At 58.7% G+C, this 21,259-nt stretch carries 17 protein-coding genes and 1 tRNA gene; 8 read left to right on the forward strand and 10 right to left on the reverse strand.

What is annotated here, in order from left to right; all coding sequences use genetic code 11:
• Window positions 1-31 precede the first annotated feature (31 nt).
• The gene (locus I6L44_RS05435; RefSeq protein ID WP_005333426.1) at window positions 32-283 is read left to right on the forward strand and encodes a DinI family protein; all 252 of its coding nucleotides are present in this window, start codon (window positions 32-34) and stop codon (window positions 281-283) included.
• A 173-nt stretch (window positions 284-456) separates the two neighbouring features.
• Here I6L44_RS05435 and I6L44_RS05440 read toward each other — a convergent pair whose 3' ends face one another.
• The 5 genes from I6L44_RS05440 to dcuC all read right to left on the reverse strand — a co-directional run bounded on the left by I6L44_RS05440 (window position 457) and on the right by dcuC (window position 6,907).
• Window positions 457-1,305 carry a DUF2927 domain-containing protein gene (locus I6L44_RS05440; RefSeq protein WP_216953500.1) on the reverse strand — a complete coding sequence of 283 codons (849 nt, stop codon included), beginning with the start codon at window positions 1,303-1,305 and terminating at the stop codon, window positions 457-459.
• A gap of 26 nt (window positions 1,306-1,331) precedes the next feature.
• Complete coding sequence (locus I6L44_RS05445) at window positions 1,332-1,835, reverse strand: M48 family metallopeptidase (protein WP_216953501.1); 504 nt, start codon at window positions 1,833-1,835, stop codon at window positions 1,332-1,334.
• 144 nt (window positions 1,836-1,979) lie between these two features.
• On the reverse strand, window positions 1,980-3,623 hold the full coding sequence (locus I6L44_RS05450; RefSeq protein ID WP_216953502.1) for a hypothetical protein: 1,644 nt from the start codon (window positions 3,621-3,623) through the stop codon (window positions 1,980-1,982).
• 193 nt (window positions 3,624-3,816) lie between these two features.
• Window positions 3,817-5,463 (reverse strand): bifunctional UDP-sugar hydrolase/5'-nucleotidase, encoded by a 1,647-nt coding sequence (locus I6L44_RS05455; protein ID WP_216953503.1) that lies wholly within the window; start codon window positions 5,461-5,463, stop codon window positions 3,817-3,819.
• 91 nt (window positions 5,464-5,554) lie between these two features.
• A complete protein-coding gene (dcuC, locus tag I6L44_RS05460) occupies window positions 5,555-6,907 on the reverse strand; it encodes an anaerobic C4-dicarboxylate transporter DcuC (protein ID WP_216953504.1) in 1,353 nt (450 codons plus the stop codon).
• A 195-nt stretch (window positions 6,908-7,102) separates the two neighbouring features.
• Between dcuC and I6L44_RS05465 the strand changes: the two genes are divergently transcribed.
• Together I6L44_RS05465 and I6L44_RS05470 are read left to right on the forward strand one after the other, a co-directional pair.
• On the forward strand, window positions 7,103-7,567 hold the full coding sequence (locus I6L44_RS05465) for a hypothetical protein (protein ID WP_216953505.1): 465 nt from the start codon (window positions 7,103-7,105) through the stop codon (window positions 7,565-7,567).
• 183 nt (window positions 7,568-7,750) lie between these two features.
• The gene (locus tag I6L44_RS05470; RefSeq protein WP_216953506.1) at window positions 7,751-8,347 is read left to right on the forward strand and encodes a DUF922 domain-containing protein; all 597 of its coding nucleotides are present in this window, start codon (window positions 7,751-7,753) and stop codon (window positions 8,345-8,347) included.
• A 108-nt stretch (window positions 8,348-8,455) separates the two neighbouring features.
• On the opposite strand, the gene mnmC is transcribed toward I6L44_RS05470, so the two are convergent.
• Complete coding sequence (mnmC, locus tag I6L44_RS05475) at window positions 8,456-10,474, reverse strand: bifunctional tRNA (5-methylaminomethyl-2-thiouridine)(34)-methyltransferase MnmD/FAD-dependent 5-carboxymethylaminomethyl-2-thiouridine(34) oxidoreductase MnmC (RefSeq protein ID WP_216953507.1); 2,019 nt, start codon at window positions 10,472-10,474, stop codon at window positions 8,456-8,458.
• Window positions 10,475-10,564: 90 nt separating this feature from the next.
• On the opposite strand from mnmC, the gene fabB reads away from it, so the two are divergent.
• The gene (fabB, locus tag I6L44_RS05480) at window positions 10,565-11,776 is read left to right on the forward strand and encodes a beta-ketoacyl-ACP synthase I (protein ID WP_216953508.1); all 1,212 of its coding nucleotides are present in this window, start codon (window positions 10,565-10,567) and stop codon (window positions 11,774-11,776) included.
• Window positions 11,777-12,083: 307 nt separating this feature from the next.
• Here the strand turns inward: fabB and I6L44_RS05485 are convergent, their stop codons facing one another.
• Both I6L44_RS05485 and I6L44_RS05490 read right to left on the reverse strand, forming a co-directional pair.
• Window positions 12,084-13,769, reverse strand: a complete 1,686-nt coding sequence (locus I6L44_RS05485) for an aspartate:alanine antiporter (protein ID WP_005345980.1) — start codon at window positions 13,767-13,769, stop codon at window positions 12,084-12,086.
• Between the two features lie 773 nt (window positions 13,770-14,542).
• Window positions 14,543-14,618, reverse strand: a tRNA-Asn gene (locus I6L44_RS05490).
• Window positions 14,619-14,751: 133 nt separating this feature from the next.
• Here I6L44_RS05490 and uvrB point away from each other — a divergent pair.
• From uvrB to I6L44_RS05505, 3 genes are all read left to right on the forward strand, one after another.
• Window positions 14,752-16,764: an excinuclease ABC subunit UvrB gene (uvrB, locus tag I6L44_RS05495; protein ID WP_216953509.1), complete on the forward strand. Its 2,013-nt coding sequence runs from the start codon at window positions 14,752-14,754 to the stop codon at window positions 16,762-16,764.
• On the forward strand, window positions 16,761-17,018 hold the full coding sequence (locus I6L44_RS05500; RefSeq protein ID WP_129503948.1) for a YkvA family protein: 258 nt from the start codon (window positions 16,761-16,763) through the stop codon (window positions 17,016-17,018). The genes uvrB and I6L44_RS05500 overlap by 4 nt, the downstream gene beginning before the upstream one ends.
• A 179-nt stretch (window positions 17,019-17,197) precedes the next feature.
• Window positions 17,198-17,845 carry a DedA family protein gene (locus tag I6L44_RS05505; RefSeq protein WP_041202713.1) on the forward strand — a complete coding sequence of 216 codons (648 nt, stop codon included), beginning with the start codon at window positions 17,198-17,200 and terminating at the stop codon, window positions 17,843-17,845.
• Window positions 17,846-17,922: 77 nt separating this feature from the next.
• On the opposite strand, the gene dsbB is transcribed toward I6L44_RS05505, so the two are convergent.
• Both dsbB and nhaB read right to left on the reverse strand, forming a co-directional pair.
• Window positions 17,923-18,444: a disulfide bond formation protein DsbB gene (dsbB, locus tag I6L44_RS05510; protein ID WP_005336895.1), complete on the reverse strand. Its 522-nt coding sequence runs from the start codon at window positions 18,442-18,444 to the stop codon at window positions 17,923-17,925.
• Window positions 18,445-18,542: 98 nt separating this feature from the next.
• Window positions 18,543-20,123: a Na(+)/H(+) antiporter NhaB gene (gene nhaB, locus I6L44_RS05515; RefSeq protein ID WP_216953510.1), complete on the reverse strand. Its 1,581-nt coding sequence runs from the start codon at window positions 20,121-20,123 to the stop codon at window positions 18,543-18,545.
• Between the two features lie 333 nt (window positions 20,124-20,456).
• On the opposite strand from nhaB, the gene fadR reads away from it, so the two are divergent.
• Window positions 20,457-21,170: a fatty acid metabolism transcriptional regulator FadR gene (gene fadR / locus I6L44_RS05520; protein ID WP_026034983.1), complete on the forward strand. Its 714-nt coding sequence runs from the start codon at window positions 20,457-20,459 to the stop codon at window positions 21,168-21,170.
• Window positions 21,171-21,259: the final 89 nt, after the last annotated feature.

Genomic DNA, 21,259 nt, shown 5'->3' on the forward strand with positions numbered 1-21,259 from the left:
AATACAGTTATAAATCATGGAGAAGTTTCCTATGCGTCTTGAAATCATCATCGACAGAAAACATCAGATCCCGACCTCGACCATGGAGGCGCTGCGTCAGGAGCTGCTCAAGCAGCTTGGCGAAAAATTCCCCGACATCCATGTGCGGGTCGCGCCGGGCAGTGCCATGGCTCTGACCGTCAGCCGTGCCAGCAAGGAAGACAAAGAGCTGGCCGAAGCCATGGTGCAGGAGGTGTGGGAGAACGCCGAGAGCTGGATGCCGGAAGAGAATGTCGCATCCTGATCCCGCTCGGTCAGTGGATAACACGGGCGTTGGATACATGGGCGGCGTATAAACGTGCATGCCCGATAACGCACCGTTGATCCTCGGACAACAAAAAACGCAGCTAGGTGGCTGCGTTTTTTGTTGGTGGTGAGTCGCAGTGGCTTGTCTGACTCTGGGTTGAGCCATGCCCGTTACAACTCCGCCCAGCTTTTCAGACTCTGCTGCTGCACCCGGCGATTGGCTTCGCGGATCTCCCCTTTGGCGCGCAGATCCTTGATTGCGAGCGGCAGGGCTGCGCGTACCTCATCGCTGCTCATCCCGGCCTTGAGGGCTGGGTGATACGCTAGCTTGAGCAGCACATAGTCGAGGCCGGTCAGGAAACTGTCGATGCTGTTGTCATTGAAGATGGAGGGAAACACCTTGTCCGAGTCGTTGGGTAGCCCCATCACCTGGGTGAACTCCTCCACCACGCAGTCGAGAAAGCGCCCCTTGGCCCGGCTGTAGTCTACCGGAATGATGATGGTGGCACGGCTGATCTCGTGTTTTGCATTGGTTGCAAAGTTGGCCAGGCAGAGTCCCTCCTTGAGTGCCATCCCGACCGACGGATCGCCCCCCATGGTGCGGTTGGCCCAGCTCTTCATCTTGCTGTAGTCGGTCATGATCAGGGTAAGGTTGGGCTTTGCGGTCACCATGCTGATGGGGTGGCCGGTGATGCGAGCCAGATGGGCCGCCTGTACCTTCACCACATCGGCCTGCAGGGGTTTGTCGCCCGACTCGTTGACAAGCTGCAGCCGGATCGGCTGTTGCCAGCGGGCAAAATGGGTCTGCCTGGCTTCGCCATACTCCCGCTCCATGGCGATGGCCATAAAGCTCTCGGTGAGATAGCTGTCGCTCTGCCAGCGCTCATCGGCCCGGGCGCTGTGTCCCGCGAGCAGAAGCAGCAGGGCCAGCAGCCCGCGTGACGCGCAGCGGGGATGGGCTGCGCGGCCCAAGCTGGTCATTACCAAAGTGGCAATAAAGCGGGTGGCGGCAAATGACATGTTTCCTCCCTGAAACGGGTGTCAGCCTAGCGGTTGGCCTTGTCGATATCGCGCCAGGTGAGCCAGAGCCTGAGATCAAACTCCAGTTGATGATAGTCGGGCTCCATGTGCTGGCAGAGCTGATAGAAGCTCTTGTTGTGATCTTTCTCTTTGATATGGGCCAGCTCGTGCACCACGATCATTTTCAGGAACGGGGGCGGTGCCTCCTTGAACAGGGCGGCGATGCGGATCTCGTTCTTGGCCTTGAGCTTGCTGCCCTGCACCCGGCTGACGTAGGTGTGCAGGCCGAGGGCATCCTTGATCACGTTGATCTTGCCATCGAACACCACCTTTGACAGGGGCGCCGAGCTCTTGAGGTAGCGGTTCTTCAGCTCCATGGTGTAGGCGAGCAGCGCCTTGTCGCTCTGGATCTGGTGGCTTTCCGGATAGCGTTTGGCCAGCATCTCCCCCAACTTGCCCGCCGCAATCATCTGCTGTACCTGTGCCTTGAGGGGGTCGGGATAGCCGCCCAGATAAGTCAGTTCCGCCATGGTGTCACTCGTTACATCAAAAAGAGCGTCATTGTAGTTATCTCGGGCGGGCTTGCCTACTGCGGGCCGCTGCTGCAAGGGGCTCTGGCGCAAGAAAAAGGGCGGCCATTGCAACAATGGCCGCCCTGCGGGGCGTATTGACGATCAGCGTCGGCGATAGAGACCCGGATCCACCTCTTCGTAGTGGCTGGTCAGGTATTGATAAAAGGCGAGATGGGAAGGGGAGCTCGGCTTTTTCAGCTCCTCGCTCACCCGATCCGGCTTGGCGAGGATGAACTTCGGATTCTGGCGCTGGATATCGGCCAGCACCCGCTCGCGCACGTCATAGGGCGGATTGACGTTGGCAAAGAAGAGATAGGCGGACGCTGGCTGGCGATCGGTCCAGAGATAATATTGCGGCTGGATGCCATCGACCCAGATCTTGTCGCTCGGGACTGTCTCGGCCTTGATGCGATCGACCCGTACCTGCGCCGCCGGATTGAAGGGGCGACCCTTGAGGGTCCCTTCCCAGGCGTTGTTGATCATCAGCAGCAGCATGGCCAGCGTCGCCAGCCAGGGGGTGGCACTGCGCACATCCCAGGCTCGCCAGAGGGGGATGAGGATCAGCACCGGCAGCGCCCACAGCAGGCTGGTGCCGAGCACCTCGTTGACCCGCTCGAGGGACCACTCCTTGGTGCTCCAGCCAAAACCGAGCTGCTGGGCCAGCAGCCAGCTGGCGGTGAGCACCACCAGCGAGATGCAGAGCAGCCCGATGGCATCTGCCTGCTGTTCGCTGCGATCCAGCAATACCGCCAGCGGCAGCACTGCCAGTTGCAGATAGAGCACGTCGTAGTGATCGAACACATGGCCGGAGACCGAGTTGGCGATCAGGGTAAACAGCACCCCAAACAGGGTTGCCAGCAGGGCGGGCAGATACCACTCCTGACGGCGGCTCAGCATCAGAATGATAAAGGCGGGCAGCAGCATCACAAGGCCGGTGCGCAGCAGGCCGACGGCGCCCACCATGGGGGAGAAGCCATTGCCGTAGCTCCCTTCGAAGAAAATGTCGAAGGCGTAGTATTTGAAGGCCGCCAGCAGATCATGCTGCTGGAAGTAGGCGTAAAGCGGGCCGCCAATCAGCGCCAGCCCCAGCAGGCTGGAGATGAGCAGCAAGATGGCATCACGCCACTTCTCATGCAGACACCAGTGGCAGAACAGCACCAGATACCAGGCTCCCCAGAAGGCGCCGTTGTTGGTGCGCATCCAGGCGACGATGGCGAAGGTGAGGGCCGCCACCAGCGCCGGCCACCAGCGAAATCCCTTGTCCAGCAGCAGGGTGATGAAGGCCCACTGGGCGATGAGGGCGAGGTGGAAGGTCCAGTCCTCAGTCATGTTGCCGTAGTAGTAACGGGTGCCGTAGAGAGCCAGCACCGCCAGCATGGCGCCAAGGCGCGCCTTGAACGAGAGTCCGAGCTGGGCAAAGGCCTGCCAGCTGGCCAGCAATCCGAGCCAGCAGAGCACCCACTCCAGTGTCCAGATCCCGACAAATCCCCCCATTCGATAGCCCAGTGCGTCGAGAGCGAAGATCATCGGCCCCTTGATGTCGATCATGTCGCGATAGAGCACCCCCCCTTCGCTCCACATCTTGCCCATCACCGCGAACAGCGAGGCATCAAACCCCGGCGCCATGGCGTGGAAGAGCGGGTTGCGCAGACAGAAGAGCAGCGCCAGCAAGGCGGTCAGCAGCACAATGGCTGGCTTGATACCCGGGTTGACGCGAGGGGGAGTGAAACGGATGGAGTGATTCATGAAGTCGCCTGTTCCTGCAGCTAGTCTTGAAAGCGGGCCTATCTTGCCGAGCTAGTGAGTGCGATGCAATGGGGCAGGCCCGTGTGGGGCAAATATTCTCGAAAAAGCCCGGTTCTTGCAGGGAACCGGGCGCTGGCTGCGGCAATATTGGCCGTCAGGGGGATGTGGCGAAGCCAGCCATTCCCCCTCTGCATCAATGGATGTACTCAAGCAGGGGGGGCTGCGCTTCCAGTGTCGGCAGGTGACGGGCCCAGCGGATAAAAGCGTCGGCCAGGGTGATGCCGAGCTCCTGATTGTGCTGGGTCAGGGTGCGCGCCAGTGCGGTGTAACCCTCCTTGCCGGAGGCGGTATAGGCGCTCGACACCCCGCGATAGACCTGTGCGGCATTGACCGCTTGCCACTGGCCGGGGGCGGCTTCCCACTCCAGTCGGGTGATGCGCTGGCCCTTGGGCCGATCGGCCTGATAGGTGAATCGCACCCCTGCGGTGTAGGGGAAGCTGCCGTTGCCATTGCCGACCACGCCGTTGTTGGTGGCGTTGTCGATGGCATTCTCCAGCGCCTCCGCCAACTCGTGACCGTGCACCCGATAGAGAGTGAGGGGAATGGCAAACGGCAGCAGGCGACCGGCGATATCCGCTTCGCTCAGGGGGCCCGGCTCCAGCGAGCAGCGCACGCCGCCAGCATTGTGCAGGGCAAAGTCCACCTCGCCTACCTGTTCACGGGCGGCGGTCAGCATGGCGCGGGCCACCAGCGGGGCGAGCTGGCTGCCGTGGGGCTGGGTGGCATCCGGCAGCCGTTGATGGGGAAGTGGCGCCGCCAGTCGGGTGACGATGCGCTGGCTCATGGTTTCAATCTCCGGCCGGTAGCGTTTGGCCAGATGTTGTTCAAGCTGTGGGTCCGGCTCACAGAAGGTGAGCCCGACAGGTGGCGTGGAGGCGTACGGCCAGGGCTGCCAGGGGAGCCACTCCAGCTGACCCTGACTCTGCACGACGCGGCCCGCCTCATCGAAGGTGAGCTCGCAGACACCGAGGCAGAGGGCGCTGTGGCCAGCATGCAAAATAGCCACCCCGTTGTTCATCAGCGGATAACTGCCTTCGCTTGGCAGACCCAGCGGCGCGAGATCGCCGAGCAGGCTGTGGGTGTGGCCGCCGATGATGAGACTGAGCTCGGGGAAGCGTTCGGCCAGCAGCTTGTCCTGATCCAGCCCGAGGTGGCTCAGCAGCACGATATGCTGGATCCCTTCGCGCTTGATCTCCTGCAACACCCTGGTGAGGGTGTCGGCGACCGCGTGGAAACGGGTGTGGGGATCCGGGTTGGCGATGGCAGCCATCTGGGCAAGGGTGATGCCGAGCAGTGCAAAGGGAACCCCGTCGATCACCCGGCGATGCCAGGGCTGATGGGCGTCGTAGAGGTGGGGAATATCCCACAGCCCCAGCGGCGTGTCGGCTGGCTCCTGACTGTTGTCCAGATTGGCGGCCAGCACCGGAAAATCGAGCTGGCGCAAGAACTCCACCAGCGGGCCGTTGCCCAGATCGAACTCGTGGTTGCCAAGTACCATGGCATCGGGGGCCAGCATGGCGAGCAGGTCGGCGTTGGCGCGCCCTTTGAAGCGGTTGAAATAGAGCGAACCCTGAAAGGAGTCGCCACCGTGCAGAAATAGAAAACGCTGGCCGGCTGCTGCGGCTTTGGCACGCAGTTGGGTCAGTCGGGTCAGGATCCGGGCATAACCGCCGCACTGGGTGCGCCACTGGCCTTCACCGACAGGGGAGAAGCTCATGGGCGCGCCATCGAAGTGGGAGTGGCAATCACTGAAATGGGCAAGTTGAACCGTAATACTCATCTCGGTCCTCCTTAGGGGGAAAATGAGCACCGAGTCTACTGCAAAGGGGGGGGAGGATACCAGCCCGGCAGGGTGCCGGGCTGGTCAGCGATCAGGCGGGTACCATGATCTGGGTGGCGACGATCACCACCAGCAGGCCGACGGCGACCGGCATACTGGTGCGCTTGACCACCTCGAACGGCGAGAGCTTGCCCATCCCCGCACAGGCGACCACCACCCCGGAGACCGGAGAAATGGTGCGACCCAGGTTGGAGGCTTGCAGCATTGGGATCACCAGATAGGCCGGGTTGATGCCAAGGCTGCTGGCCAGGTTGGGGATCAACTCCACGAAGGCGTAGAAGGGAGCATTGCCCGAGCCGGTGGTGAAGGCGGCCAGGGTGGTGATCACCACCAGTGACAGCATCATGATCAGACCACCCGAACCGAGATCCTGCGCGTGAGCCAGCAGGGTGTCGATAAAGCCGACGGTCATCAGACCCTGGGCGAAGACACCGGCACCGACCAGCAGCATGACCACACCGGCAAAGGCATCAGCCATGTTGCGCCAGCAGACCTGCAGACCGTCCAGCAGCTCCTTGCCATTGCGGATCCGCACCAGCTCCAGCAGGCTGGCCAGCACCATGCACATGACGATGATGGTGACGATATCCAGCTGCGGACCCCATTTGCCGTCAAACACCAGCACTCCGATGATGGGGGTAAAAGGCAGGATGGCGTAAAAGGCAGGCGCAGTCGTCACCAGATCACCCGGGGCGACCGGCTCGTTGTGCTCACCGGATTTTTGATCAAGGTAGCGCTGCCATAAGAAGTGGGTCACCGCCATGCAGGCGATCGCCACCAGCGAGATGGGCAGGGTCAGCTTGAAGGCAAAATCCAGCAGCGGCATGTTGGCGGCCTGAGCAGCCATCACCACGTCCCCTGAGGTCGGTGCCAGAATGATAGCGGCTGGCGAGGCGCACACGGCCGCAGCCGCGCCACGGGAGATCCCCATGTTGACCATCAGCGGGAACAGGGTGGCCATCAGCAGCACGCCGAGGCCGGTAGCGGAGCTCACCGCCAGCGACATGGCGCAGGCCACCAGATAGGCAGCCACCAGCAGGATATAGGGGGATTTGATGATGCCGAGCGGTTTGCTGGCCAGCTTGACCAGAATGGTGTTGGCGCCGATATGGCTCATGTAGCCGGCGAAGCCACAGAGCACCATGATCAGCATCCCCAGTCCACCGCCACGATCATTGAGCAGGAAGCGGACGTATTCGAAGATATCGGTTGCGAGATAACCGGTGCTGACCACCTTGCTCGGCAATACCGGCTTGCCCATCATGGCGGTGATGACCAGCAGCAGCAAGCCGCCGCTCAGCAGCACCCCGGTTGCGGAGTATCCTTTGAAAATGGCACGGCCCACCACCAGGGTGACCAGGGTGCCAACAATGAGTTCCAGCATATGTTGCCTTCTGATTGGATGAGAGTGGAAGGAGTCTATTCCGATAGGGGTAGAGTGGCGACTGGAAACAGGATGTTGTGTGAGCTAAATCAACGTTTAACCCCATGAACAGAATTAAAAAAAGGTAAAGGTACTTTACCCAGCGGGTTTGGCTACCTACCCTTGCCAGCCTTGGTTGTCTTTTGAGGCTTTTATATGGTGATTGGTGATTTTTCAGGCATTAAACGCTCTCTTTTCCTGCTCGCGATGCTATTTTCACCTACTTGCGTGTTTGCGGTAACCAATGACGGTTTTCATCAAACCGGTCCTCATCAGGCGGTCGCCATGCGGCGTCTCATGGCTCCTCACTCTTACGGCGTACTGGTGGTTGCCGAGGGGAACAGACCCCGTTTTGCCGCGCTGGCATCCAAAACCACCGAAGCAAACTGCCTGGCCCGTCATGCCATCCGGGTAGATGGGGTCGCGTTGCTGGTCACCCCGAGATTTTATGCCAAAGAGGGAAAACGGGGACTTTGCGAGCTGTGGCTCAATGAGGGGGCAGATCAGGACTTTTTTGCCAACCGTCTTAAAAATGATCATTTCATTCAGATAGATGGTCATGACATCAATGTGAAAAACTATCACCTCGACTGGCAGCGCATCAGTCGTCCTGCTCAATAAAAATACAGTTTCATCCTTGTGCCATACTTTGCTCACGCAACCTGTGAGCTTGCTCTGATTTCTGGGCTCATCATTGTATTGCGCCGCCTCTTGGTCACACATAGGCTATACCCGTCATCTGTGTGGCGGTGGGTTTCACCAAGGTTGGTACTCCGCCCGTGCAATCAAGGAAGGTAGTCTGGCATGGTCAGCAAGGTTTATGGAGTAGTGGGGAGCGTGCTATTGCTGTTGCCCCTGATGAGTCAGGCTCAGCCGAGCCGGCCGCAAGTGGTGCCAGAGTCCCGCATCAATGTCCGTTTTTATGAGGTAAGTGCTGCCCAGCCAGATCAACTGGCACGCGCCATTGCTCAGAGTGCCCCCAAGGTGAATGGCAAGCCTGTGCTCGGCAAGGCGAGTTATCAGGTGGACTGGCAGCTGGAAACCGACCAGTTGCCGGGGCGTTGCCAGCTCAAACGGGTAACGGTAACGACTCATGCCACTGTATTGTTGCCCCGCTGGCGTCAGAGTTCGGAGGGGAGTGACCCTGCTCGCCAGCGCTGGGGTCGGCTGCTCTCCAGCATGTTTGACTATGAATCCCGTTTCAAAGAGATGGTGCTGCAAGGCGGAAATCAGGTGGGCGGGGCGATTGCGGCACTACCAGGCCATGCAGATTGCCAGGCGTTGCGCTATGCCGCCTGGGCTGCGGGCAGTGGCGAATTGAACAAGGTGAAGGCACGGGTAGACGATTTCCAGCGTCAGACGGGTTATGGCGAACAGCTCGGGGTGCATTGGCCCAAGTGAGCGCTATAGAGGGTCCGATATCCTGCCAACACGCCTCTATATCGAATGATTTGATAAATAGAATGGCCGCCCGATGAGCGGCCATTCTATTTGTTTGCAGAGTCCGGTTTAGACCAGAGCTTTGCCCTTGAGCAGTTTACGTACCCAATAACGGGCAGGGTGGAGCGCCTCCAGCAGATCGGCAGCCAGCGGCAGGGGATCGCCGCAGATCTCGCTGGCGAGCAGCTCGCCACAGAGCGGCGCCGAGCAGAGACCCCGTGAGCCGAGCGCTCCCAGCACATAGAGGCCGGGGTGAAGAGGCAGCGGCTGGGCGTTGTGCAGATCATGCTGCAGATGCGCATAGTGATCCTCTAGGCCTGCCAATCTGACGATTGACCCCACCACTGGCAGGTGATCCCGACTGGCACAACGCACCCCTACGCGCGCCTCATTGCCGCTCACATCCACTTCGGCGGGCCAGGCTTGCTGTGGCAGGCAGGCTTGCAACCGCGCTTGATTCTGCGCCTGATCCTCGGCACGAAACTCGAGACTGCTCTGGTTGCGGCCATAGCTGGCGCCGATGCAGTGCTGCTCGTTGTGCATCGGGGTGAGGTAGCCATCATAACAGAGCACAGTCTTGAGCTGACGCAAGCTGGCCGTGGTCGGCACATGGCTCACCTGACCGCGCACCGGATAGAGCGGTAGCTCGGCAAAGGGGAGCAGCGCGGGCAACTGGTGACCGGCGGCGACCACCAGATTGGGGACCTGCCAGTGGCGGCCATCCTTGCTTTTTATTTGCCAGCCATCGGCCAGTTCAGTAATAGCGACCACCTCGGTATTGAACGCCACCTCAAGCAGCCCGCTGGCTTGCGCTTCTCTGATAGCTGCGTGGGTGAAATCGGCCGGACAGAGCCAGCCTCCCAGCGGGTAACTGACGCCGCTGTGGCCACAGAGCAGGCCAACCACCTGCTCTACCTCCGCTGTAGAGAGGGGATACATCAGCTCGGGGGGGAAGGGGCCTTGGCTCATTTTCGCCAGCTTGGCTGCCGATTTGTCGTCATAACCGAGCTGGGTTACCCCGCACAGTGCAAAAGCGATGGGATGATGCGCGGCCAACGCCAGTAGCCGTTGGCGGGCATAGCCAAAAGCGAGCGAATAGAAGCGTGACAGGGCATCGTGCTCGCCGTTGAGCAGCGGATAGAGCGCACCCTGGCGGTTGCCCGAGGCGCCGGTGGCCGGTTCGCCATCTGCGCACAGCAACGTCACCTTGCGACCCCGCTCCACCAGAGAGAGCGCCGTCATGGCCGAGGCGATGCCGCCGCCGATGATCACTACCTCGCCAGCGCGTCCGGCAGGACGGGCATACCAAGGGGCTATGGTCTGCTGCGGCTGCTTGTCGGTGCGATCCCCCACCAGCATCTCCCGCTTGCTACCGTGGCCCTTCACCTTCTTCATGGCAAAACCGGCGGCAATCAGGCCGCGACGGACAAAACCGGCACAGGTAAAGGTGGCGATGGAGCAATCGGGACGGGCGAGGCGAGCGAGACCATCAAACAGCTCCTGTGTCCACATCTCCGGGTTTTTGGCAGGGGAGAAACCATCCAGATACCAGGCATCCACCAGACCTTCTGTTCGGTGAGGCACCTGCGGCAGCATATCCTTGATATCGCCAAACCAGAGATCGAGGCGAATGCGGCCACCCGCAAAATGCAGGCGGTGGCAACCGGAAACCGGCAGCGGCCATTGGGCGACAAGATCCTGACTCAAGTGGTCAAGTTCAGGCCAGGCGGCCAACGCCTTGCGCAGATCGTCTTGGGTCAGGGGGTATTTCTCGAAACTGATGAAGTGCAGACGGGAGCCGTTGCCGGATTGAGGCGCCTGTTCCAGGAAGGCTTGCATTGTCGCCAGAAAGTTAAGGCCTGTGCCGAAACCTGTTTCACCTATCACGAAACTGTCACTATCGTGGTGCGAAAATCGCGCAGGTAGTCGGTTTTGCTGCAAAAAGACGTAGCGGGTTTCACCTAGACCGTTATCATTGGAAAAGTACACATCCCCGAAGTCACTGGAGACAGGAGTTCCCGCTTCATTCCAGTCCAATCGGGCATGATGTAAGGATGTTTGACTCACGTTTTCCTCGGCTCGCGTCACAAAATCGCGGGCATTCTACGTGAAAGCAGACCAGTTTGGCAGCCGAAAGCGGGTAGACTTGGCGCCAGTTTTTCCAGACGAGATGAATTAATGAGAAGAGCAGTGATCACCGGTATCGGCGTCATCTCCAGTATCGGCAACAACAAGGAAGAAGTGCTGGCCTCCCTGAAAGCAGGTAAATCCGGCATCACCTATTCCGAGCAGTTCGAGCAGCACAACCTGCGCAGCCGTGTCTGGGGTAACATCAAACTCGATCCGTCTGAACTGATCGACCGTAAAGTCATGCGTTTCATGGGCGACGCTGCGGCCTACGCCTACCTCTCCATGCAGCAGGCCATTGAAGATGCCGGTCTGGCGGAAGATCAGGTCTCCAACGAGCGTACCGGCCTGGTTGTCGGTTCAGGTGGTGCCTCCGGCAAGAACACCTCGGAATCTGTGGACATCGCCCGCGAGAAAGGGGTCAAGCGTGTGGGCCCTTACATGGTGCCGCGCACTATGTCCTCCACAACCTCTGCTTGCCTGGCGACCCCGTTCCAGATCAAGGGTGTCAATTACTCCATCAGTTCAGCTTGCGCCACCTCTGCTCACTGCATCGGTCACGCGCTTGAGCTGATCCAGCTTGGCAAACAGGATGTGGTCTTCGCCGGTGGCGGTGAAGAGCTGGACTGGTCCTCTACCATCCAGTTTGACGCCATGGGGGCCCTCTCCACCAAGTACAACGACATGCCGGAAAAAGCCTCCCGTACCTATGATGCGAATCGCGATGGTTTCGTTATCTCCGGTGGCGGCGGCATCCTGGTTGTTGAGGAGCTGGAACATGCGCTGGCCCGTGGTGCTCACATCTATGCCGAGCTGACCGGTTACGGTGCTACCTCCGATGGCTATGACATGGTCGCGCCGAGCGGCGAAGGCGCGGTGCGTTGCATGAAGATGGCAATGCAGGGGGTTGGCAAGGTTGATTACATCAACACCCACGGTACCTCCACCCCGGTTGGCGATACCAAGGAGCTGGAAGCCATCCAGACTCTGTTTGGTGCCAACGGTCCCAAGATCTCTGCCACCAAGGCGATGACCGGCCATGCGCTCGGCGCTGCCGGCGTGCACGAGGCTGTCTACTCACTGCTGATGATGGAGCACGGCTTTATCGCTCCCAGCATCAACATCGAGACTCTGGACGAGAAGGCCGAAGGTCTGCCCATCGTGCGCGAGTACGAAGAGGCAGAGCTCAACACCGTCATGTCCAACAGCTTCGGCTTTGGCGGTACCAACGCCTCCCTGGTGTTCAGCAAGTTCAAAGCATGATTATCCGGTTGATATGAAAAAAGCGCCTCAGGGCGCTTTTTTTGTTTCCGTGATCTGCCATCACTCATTGCAGAGCAGAGCAGAGCAGAGCAGAGCAGAGCAGAGCAGAGCAGAGCAGAGCAGAGCAGAGCAGAGCAGAGCAGAGCAGAGCAGAGCAGAGCGTCAACCATTGTAGGATAGGGGGCAGAGTTCAGCGCTGATGGTTGGTGTCAGGTGAGATCACACCAATAAGCCTGCTCCGCATCTCGGGAGAAAGGCAGATAGCAAGAAGGGAGCCTGAGGCTCCCTTCTTTGTGATGGTTACTGGTTAGAACCAGAAGCCGATAATAAAGGAGCCTGCCAGCGTCAGCATCACGTTGGCCACCGCATAGGTACCTGCGTAGCCAAGCGCCGGAATGGAGCTGTTGGCGGCCTCGTTGACCACATCCATGGCGGGGGCGCAGGTACGGGCACCAGTGATGGCGCCGAGCAGCAGCGCCGGGTTCATTTTCAATACCCAGACCCCGAACAGATAACCGACAAGCACCGGCAGGGTAGTGACCAACATGCCGGAGAAGAGCACTACGGCACCCACTTCGCTCAGGTGATCCAGAATGCCGCCACCCGCCTTGAGGCCGGTGCTCACCATAAAGACCGCAAGACCGAGATCCTTGGCCAGTCGCAGGGCTCCGGGCGGTACGTAACCCACGGTGGGGTGGTTGGCCCGCAGATACCCCATCAGAATACCAGCCAACAGCAGACCGACGGCGTTGCCGAGGCCAAATTCAATCTGGCCGAACACCAGCGAGACGGAGCCGATCAGCAAGCCGAGCACGAAGAAGGTGGTGAAAGCCACTAGATCTGTGGTCTGGCTGTGGATACTGATAAAGCCGATCTTGTTGGCCAGCAGTTTGACCCGCTGTTTCTCGCCGCTGATCTGCAGCACATCGCCTTTTTGCAACATGATGTTGCGATCGAACGGCATCTCGATTTGGGAGCGTACCACCCGGTTGAGGAAGCACCCTTTCTCGGTGAGGTTGAGCTCCACCAGATGGCGGCCGACCACGGCGTCGTTTTTCACCACTATCTCTTCGGTGACGATCTGCAGGTCGAGCAGGTTGCGATCAAATACCTCTTTACCGTTGCGGTAGTTGACGTCCAGTTTCTCGTGGCTCTCGGGATAGCCCACCAGGGCGATCTCGTCCCCTTCTTGAATGACGGCATCCCCATCGGGACTGGCGAGAATGCCGTTGCGGCGGATCCGCTCCACATAGCAGCCGGTGTGGGGATAGATGCCGGTCTCCCGCAGGGTACGGCCGCCAATCCAGGCTGCCAGCTCGGGGCCAACCCGATAGGCGCGAATGATGGGCAGATAGGTCTTGCGACTGTCGCTGTCGGAGAGGCCCCGCTCACGGGCGATTTTTTGCGCTTCGGTATTGAGATCGAGTCGTGCCAGTGACGGGAGATAGCGCACCACCAGCATCAGACCAACCAGACCCACCAGATAGGTCAGGGCGTAGCCGATGCCCATGTTGTCGAGTACCGCCTGCATATCGGTTTGATGGGGCAGGTTGAGCAGACCACTGCGCAGGGCATCCTGTGCACCCACCAGCGCCGGGGTCGATGTGAGGGAACCCGCCAGGATCCCCGCCGCCATGCCCGGCCCCAGATTGAAGAACTTGGCCAGCCCCACTGTCAGCAGCAGAGCTGTCAGCAAGATCACCAGAGTCAGGGTGATGTAGTGGATGCCATCGCGCAGGAAGACGCTGAAGAAGTGGGGGCCAGCCTCAATCCCCACACAGAAGATGAAGAGCATAAAGCCGACGTTTTCTGTGGTGGCAGTAAACTCGAAGCCCATCTGGCCAAACAGCAGGGCGGTAAACAGCACACCTATGGTGTTGCCAATCTGGAAGTTGCCAATCCGCACTTTGCCAAGCAGCAGGCCGAAGGCCAATACCACGAAGAGCAGCAGGGAGTCGCTTTGATGCAGCAGTGTCACAAAATCTATAGTCATGCCCGGAAAAACCGAGGAAAAAAGTGGGGCCGATATTGTGCCGTATCTATCACTAATAAAGAAGCATAAGGGGGGATTAATCGGAAGTTATCGGACGCTATTTAATGAGCAGGCGGCGGGATAAGGGGAGCATCGGAAAAAAGCAGGTGATTTTTGCTCTCCTTCCCGTTGTCAATTAGTGAAACATGCTGGTTGCAGCCGGGCTTGCACTGTCATGGGTGAGATTTTAGATTCTGCTGTCTAGCGCTTCGCCACAGATCGGTTTCAGCAGATTCAACCTGGGGCTCTCTTGGTCGTAAAAGAGTCAAATGACGAGATACTAGCGTCATTCCCATATGGGGAAAGGGCTGGCAAAAAGATATCTCCGGAAAGTGCCAATAGAGCCTGTTAATCAACAGTTACAGAGGGTGGGACAAAACAGAATAAAATCAGGTTAGCCTGTAAAATGGTCTCCTGTTGCAGGGGATAACAGGCAATCCCGCGTCCTGACAGGGCTTGCTGCACTTACCCACAGAATCTGTGGATAACCCTGTTCATGAAACTTGTTCATCGCCCTGAAAGCCGCGCCAGTACTGGGATGCAAGGACTGTTCAAAAAATACCGGAAGAAAAATGTTTGTATAAAAATCAAATAGTTAGATGCGACAGGAGAAAACTCTGTCGAGCCAGAACGGGTAACAAAAGGGAGCGTCAGCAGCAAGAAGGATCTTGTGCATTAAAATTGGCAGGAGAGGGCACTAAAGTGGATAACTTGCACCGAGATGGTGAGGAATTTGGCTCCCCCGACTGGACTTGAACCAGTGACATACGGATTAACAGTCCGCCGTTCTACCGACTGAACTACGGGGGAACATCAGGCAAGGAGGAGCATCATACAGAAGGTGTCCGAGGTGGTCAAGCCATTCGCGGGATGATGGCACGGGTGTACCGCTGCCAAACCCTCGGTTACACTGCTCCTCTGCTGTTTTGTGTCGGGAGTGTTCATGAGCAAATTGTTCAAGTTAGCCAGCCAGTTTCAACCCGCCGGGGATCAGCCCGCGGCGATTGCCCAACTGCTGGATGGCATCGAGTCGGGGCTGGCTCATCAGACGCTGCTCGGGGTGACTGGTTCGGGCAAGACCTTCACCATGGCTAACGTCATCGCCACCCTGAACCGCCCGACCATGATCCTGGCTCCCAACAAGACCCTGGCCGCCCAGCTCTATGGCGAGATGAAGGAGTTCTTCCCCGACAATGCGGTGGAGTATTTCGTCTCCTACTACGACTACTACCAGCCCGAAGCCTATGTGCCGACCACCGACACCTTTATAGAGAAGGATGCCTCGATCAACGATCACATCGAGCAGATGCGATTGTCCGCCACCAAGGCGTTGCTGGAGCGGCGCGACGTGGTGATCGTTGCTTCGGTGTCGGCCATTTATGGTTTGGGGGATCCCCAAGCTTATCTAAGCATGATGCTGCACTTGAAAGTGGGGGATGTGATCAACCAGCGGGATATCCTGCGTCGCCTTGCCGAGCTGCAGTACACCCGTAACGACATGGCGTTTCAACGCGGTACTTTCCGGGTGCGCGGTGAAGTGATCGACATCTACCCTGCCGAATCGGACAAGCTGGCCCTGCGGGTAGAGCTGTTTGATGAAGAGGTGGAGCGCCTCTCCCAGTTCGATCCTCTGACCGGCGCCATCGAGCAGACGGTGGTGCGCTACACCATCTACCCCAAGACCCACTACGCCACCCCGCGCGAGACTATTCTGGGGGCTATCGAGCATATCAAGGAGGAGCTGCGCAGCCGCCGCGAGCAGCTGTTGTCCCTCAACAAGCTGGTGGAGGAGCAGCGCATCAGCCAGCGTACCCAGTTCGACATGGAGATGATGCAGGAGCTGGGTTACTGCTCCGGCATCGAGAACTACAGCCGCTACCTCTCCGGCCGTGCGCCGGGGGAGCCGCCGCCCACCCTGTTTGACTACCTGCCGGGGGATGGTTTGCTCATCATCGATGAGTCCCATGTGACCGTGCCGCAGATCGGCGCCATGTTCAAAGGGGACCGCTCCCGCAAGGAGACCCTGGTGGAGTACGGCTTTCGGCTCCCCTCGGCGCTGGACAACCGGCCGCTCAAGTTCGACGAATTTGAAGCGCTGATGCCGCAGACGGTGTTTGTCTCGGCGACTCCCGGCCCCTACGAGCTGGAGAAGTCCGGCGGCGATGTGGTGCAGCAGGTTGTGCGCCCAACCGGCTTGCTCGATCCGGAGATCGAGGTGCGTCCTGTGACTACTCAGGTGGACGATCTGCTCTCCGAGATCCGCAAGCGGGTCGCCGTCGAGGAGCGGGTGCTGGTCACGACCCTGACCAAGCGGATGGCGGAAGACTTGACCGAGTATCTGGCGGAGCACGACGTCAAGGTGCGCTACCTCCACTCCGACATTGATACGGTCGAGCGGGTGGAGATAATTCGCGATCTGCGCCTCGGCAAGTTCGATGTGCTGGTGGGCATCAACCTGCTGCGGGAAGGTCTCGACATGCCGGAAGTGTCGCTGGTGGCAATTCTCGATGCAGATAAAGAGGGCTTCCTGCGCTCCACCCGCTCGCTGATCCAGACCATCGGCCGGGCGGCGCGTAACCTCAACGGCAAGGTCATTCTCTACGGCGATACCATCACCAACTCGATGAAGGTCGCCATTGAGGAGACCGAGCGGCGCCGCGCCTTGCAGCATGCCCATAACCTCAAGCATGGGATCACCCCCAAAGGGCTCAACAAATCCATTGGCGATGTGATGGACATGGGAGGCTGCCGCACGGCAGGCAAACCTGGCAAGGGGATGCGCAAGGCGGCCGAGCCGCAAGGGGAGTACCATGTTCGCTCTGCCAGCGAGATTGCCAAAGAGATCAAACGGATGGAGGAGCAGATGTTCCAACATGCCCGTGATCTGGAGTTCGAACAGGCGGCGGCACTACGGGATCAGATCCAGCAGTTGCGCAGCGAGTTGATCGAATCATGAGCCGCAAACGCTGGCTTGTCTGGCAACGACTTCGTCGTCTCTATCAGGGCTTTCGCCATCCCGGTACCCCCTGGTGGGCGAGGGGACTGGTGATCCTTATCCTGCTCTATGGCATTAGTCCGGTGGATCTTATCCCCGACGTGGTGCCCTTGCTGGGATGGTTCGATGATGTGACCCTGCTGCTGGTGTTGCTATGGGGCTGGGAGCGTTGCCTGCCCCCCGCAGTGCGCAGCGATCTGGAACAGGCCTCCTAGTTCACCTTTTCAACTCCATGCTCGGCATCTCTCTTTGTGCTCCCATCCTCGAAGGAAGCAGAAAAACGGTTTCATTTGAAGGTGGGCGCTGCGGGATGAAAAAGAGGCTGCCTCGGTGATTGTCGCCCGAATGGCATTGGCGTAGACTCCACGCCGTTCACTTTATGGGTATGGAAAAAATGGATCTGATCCTCTTTGCAATCGACTTTATCCTGCACGTTGATGTGCATTTGAAAGAGCTGTTCGAGAACTATGGCGTCTGGGTTTACGCCATCCTGTTTCTGATCATCTTCTGTGAAACCGGGCTGGTAGTGACGCCGTTCCTGCCGGGTGACTCCCTGCTGTTTGCCGCCGGTGCGCTTACCGTGGGCAGCGTGCTGGACGTCCATACCCTGGCGGCCGTGCTGATCATCGCTGCCGTGCTGGGCAACGTGGTCAACTACACCATTGGGCACTTCTTCGGCGAGCAGCTGTTCCGCAACCCGGACTCCAAAATCTTCCGCCGGGATTATCTGGAGAAGACCCACGCCTTCTATGCCAAGCATGGTGGCAAGACCATCATCATCACCCGCTTCCTGCCTATCGTGCGTACCTTTGCGCCGTTCGTGGCAGGGATGGGGGCCATGACCTATCCGCGCTTCCTGGCGTTCAACCTGGTTGGCGGCCTGCTGTGGGTACTCTCCTTCGTCTATGCCGGCCACTTCTTTGGCAATCTGCCGGTGGTGCGTCACAACTTTACCCTGCTGATCTTCGGCATCATCGGTATCTCCCTGTTGCCCATGGTGATTGGTGCGGTCAAGGCCAAGATGAGTACAGCCAAGGCATAACCAGAAATACGGTCAACCAGAACGAGAAGGGGGAGCCATTATGGCTCCCCCTTTTTATCTCCACGCGGGCATGACAATCAGTTGCAGCAGCGCCCTTTCACCAGATTGCCGATGGCCACCACGGTGAAGACCAACAGGTAAGCGGCGAAGATGACGACCAGCCACTGGGGCATGGAGTAACCGAAGAACTGCCAGGTTATCTGGGCACAATCCCCTTCTGGCATAAAGAGCCAGGGGAGCCACTGATCGAGCGGAGCCCAGCTCGGGAAGTCGGCAAACGGGCTGCAGACGTTGAACGGGGAGGGGTTAACCTGATAGTCCACATGCTTGAGGGCCAGCTGGAAGCCGCGGAAGGCACTGTAGCCCCACAGCAACATGGCACTCCAGCGAACATACCACTTATCCGGCGCCACCATGCCGAGCAGACCGGCGGCCAGCACACCCAGGGTCGCCAACCGTTCGTAAACACACATCACGCACGGGGAGAGGCCCAGCACATGCTGGAAGAAGAGGGCGCACAACTCGAGGAACAGGGCTGATGCTGCCAACAGACCCCAGGCCAGCCGATGGGCGGCGATACGGCGGAGAAACTCGATCATCTCATTGATCTCTCAGAAAAAACAGTGGCTGAATTAGAGCAGAGCGGAACCGAAAAGAAAAGGGCCCTGAAAGGGCCCTCGGAAACCATCTCAATTGATTAATGCAGCGCCGGCTGTACCGCTGGTAGCGCACTCTCCATCACCAGCCATCCGTGCTGATAGAACCACTCGGTGGCAGGACCAAGCAGCAATTCGACAGAGAAAAAGCCGATCAGCCCCAGCACCAGGGTGTAGGGCAGCGCCATCCAGACCATGCGGCCATAGGAGAGACGCAGCAGCGGCGCCAATGCCGAAGTGAGCATAAACAGGAAAGCGGCCTGACCATTGGGAGTGGCGACCGACGGCAGGTTGGTACCTGTGTTGATGGCTACCGCCAGCAGATCGAACTGGGCGCGGTCGATGGCACCATTGAGCATGGCCGTCTTCACCTCATTGATGTAGACGGTGCCGACAAAGACGTTGTCACTGACCATGGAGAGCACCCCGTTGGCCAGATAGAAGAGGGCCAGCTGGTTCTCCGGTTTGGCTGCCAGTACCAGCTGGATCACCGGCTTGAACAGCTGCTGATCGATGATGACGGCGACCACGCTGAAGAAGACCGCCAGCAGGGCGGTGAAGGGGAGTGCCTCCTGGAAGGCTTTACCCAGCGAGTGCTCCTCAGTGATCCCGGTCAGGGAGGTGGCCAGCACGATAACCGAGAGGCCAATCAGGCCAACGGCTGCCAAGTGCATGGCCAGGCCGACAATCAGCCAGACCGCAATCAACGCCTGAACGATCAGCTTGGCCTTGTCTTGCGGGCTGCGTTTTGCCTCTTCGTAGCGGTTGTACTCCTCCATGATGGCACGCACCGTGTCCGGCAGGCGGGCGCCATAGCCAAACCAGCGGAACTGCTCCACCAGCACGCATGTCAGCAGACCGCAGATAAAGACGGGGACGGTCACAGGGGACATACGAATGGCAAATTCAGCGAAGTTCCAGCTGGCTTGCTCGCCGATGATGAGGTTTTGCGGCTCGCCCACCAGGGTGCAGACACCACCCAGCGCGGTACCGATGGCGGCATGCATCATCAGGCTGCGCAGGAAGGCGCGAAAATCATCGAGATCCTGGCGATTGAGCTCGGCGACTTCCTTATCATCGGTATGGTCATGGCTGTGACCAAACTCCTTGCCGGACGAGACCTTGTGATAGATGGCATAGAAACCGGTGGCGACGCTGATCACCACGGCAATCACGGTCAGGGCATCGAGAAAAGCTGACAGGAAGGCGGAGACCAGACAGAAGGAGAGGGAGAGCAGGATCTTGGAGCGTACGCCGATCAGCAGCTTGGTGAAGACATAGAGCAGCAGCTGCTTCATGAAATAGATGCCTGCCACCATGAACACCAGCAACAGCAGCACCTCGATATTGGCGACCAGCTCGTGCTTGACCTGATCGGCGGAGGTCATGCCGATCAACACGGCTTCGATCGCGAGCAGACCACCCGGTTGCAGAGGGTAGCACTTGAGGGCCATGGCCAGGGTGAAGATAAACTCAACGACCAGTAACCAGCCCGCAATGAAAGGATCAAGGTAGAAAGCGACCGGATTGATCGCCAGAAATAGCAAGATGGCGCTTTTATACCACTGTGGTGCATTGCCCAAGAAGTTCTTGGCGAATGCCTGCCCTAGGCTTATTGGCATGATAATGGGTCTCAACTTTGTTGTTAGGATCTGCTTCTATGCAGTCAAGGATGATTCGACCTGTGCCTCCGGATGTTGGCCTTTATCTGTCTGATTCCTCGTGATTTTAATCAAAAAGCGTGACGATTATAAATGATAGCCGATGGATCTCTGCCCATGTGTCTGTTTTATAACCACCTTGTCGGGGTTGGCTGGCTCCCCTGCGGCGATTAGATACATATTCCCAACACTATATTTGCCATATGTGAGCAGAGGACTGACCTTATGCTTGCCAGCCATCATCGCTTTGATATCATTCGTCAGCCTTTTTACGCATTACAACAGAGTCAATTCATGGTTATAAAAGCGCAGAGCCCAGCTGGGTTTGCCGAGGAATACATCATCGAGTCCATCTGGAACAATCGCTTTCCTCCCGGATCTATTCTGCCCGCCGAGCGTGAATTATCCGAGTTGATCGGGGTGACGCGGACTACCTTGCGCGAAGTGCTGCAGCGACTGGCCCGTGATGGCTGGTTGACCATACAGCATGGCAAGCCGACCAAGGTGAACAATTTCTGGGAAACCTCCGGCCTCAATATTCTGGAGACGTTGGCCCGTCTGGATCAGGACAAGGTACCTGATCTGATAGCTCAGCTGCTCTCAGCCCGTACTCACATCTGCACCATCTTTATCCGCGGGGCGATCCGTCACAATCCGGAGCAGGCCGCCGAGATCCTGCGTGGCGCCGATGGGGTCGAGAACAACGCACAGGCTTATGCCGAGTTCGATTATCGCCTGCACCACCAGCTGGCGTTTGCTTCCGGCAATCCGATCTACGCTTTGATCCTGAACGGTTTCAAAGGGTTGTACAGCCGGGTTGGCAGCTACTACTTCTCCGACAAGCAGGCCCGCGAGACCGCAGATGCCTATTACAAGACCCTGCTCAATCTGGCGGAGACCAAGAACCACGAAGCCGTGTTCATGACGGTGCGTCAGTACGGTATCGAGTCCGGCAAGCTGTGGACACGTCTGCGTCAGGACATGCCAAGCGATCTGTGCGACAACTGATCCCTTGCCTGTGCTGTCCAAGAAACGCGCCATCCGGCGCGTTTTTTTATTCTGCCGTGTTCGTGTCTATCCTTGATTGCTGGTGGTAA

This window comes from Aeromonas sp. FDAARGOS 1414 (genome assembly GCF_019047065.1).
Taxonomy (GTDB): Bacteria; Pseudomonadota; Gammaproteobacteria; order Enterobacterales; family Aeromonadaceae; genus Aeromonas; species Aeromonas veronii_A.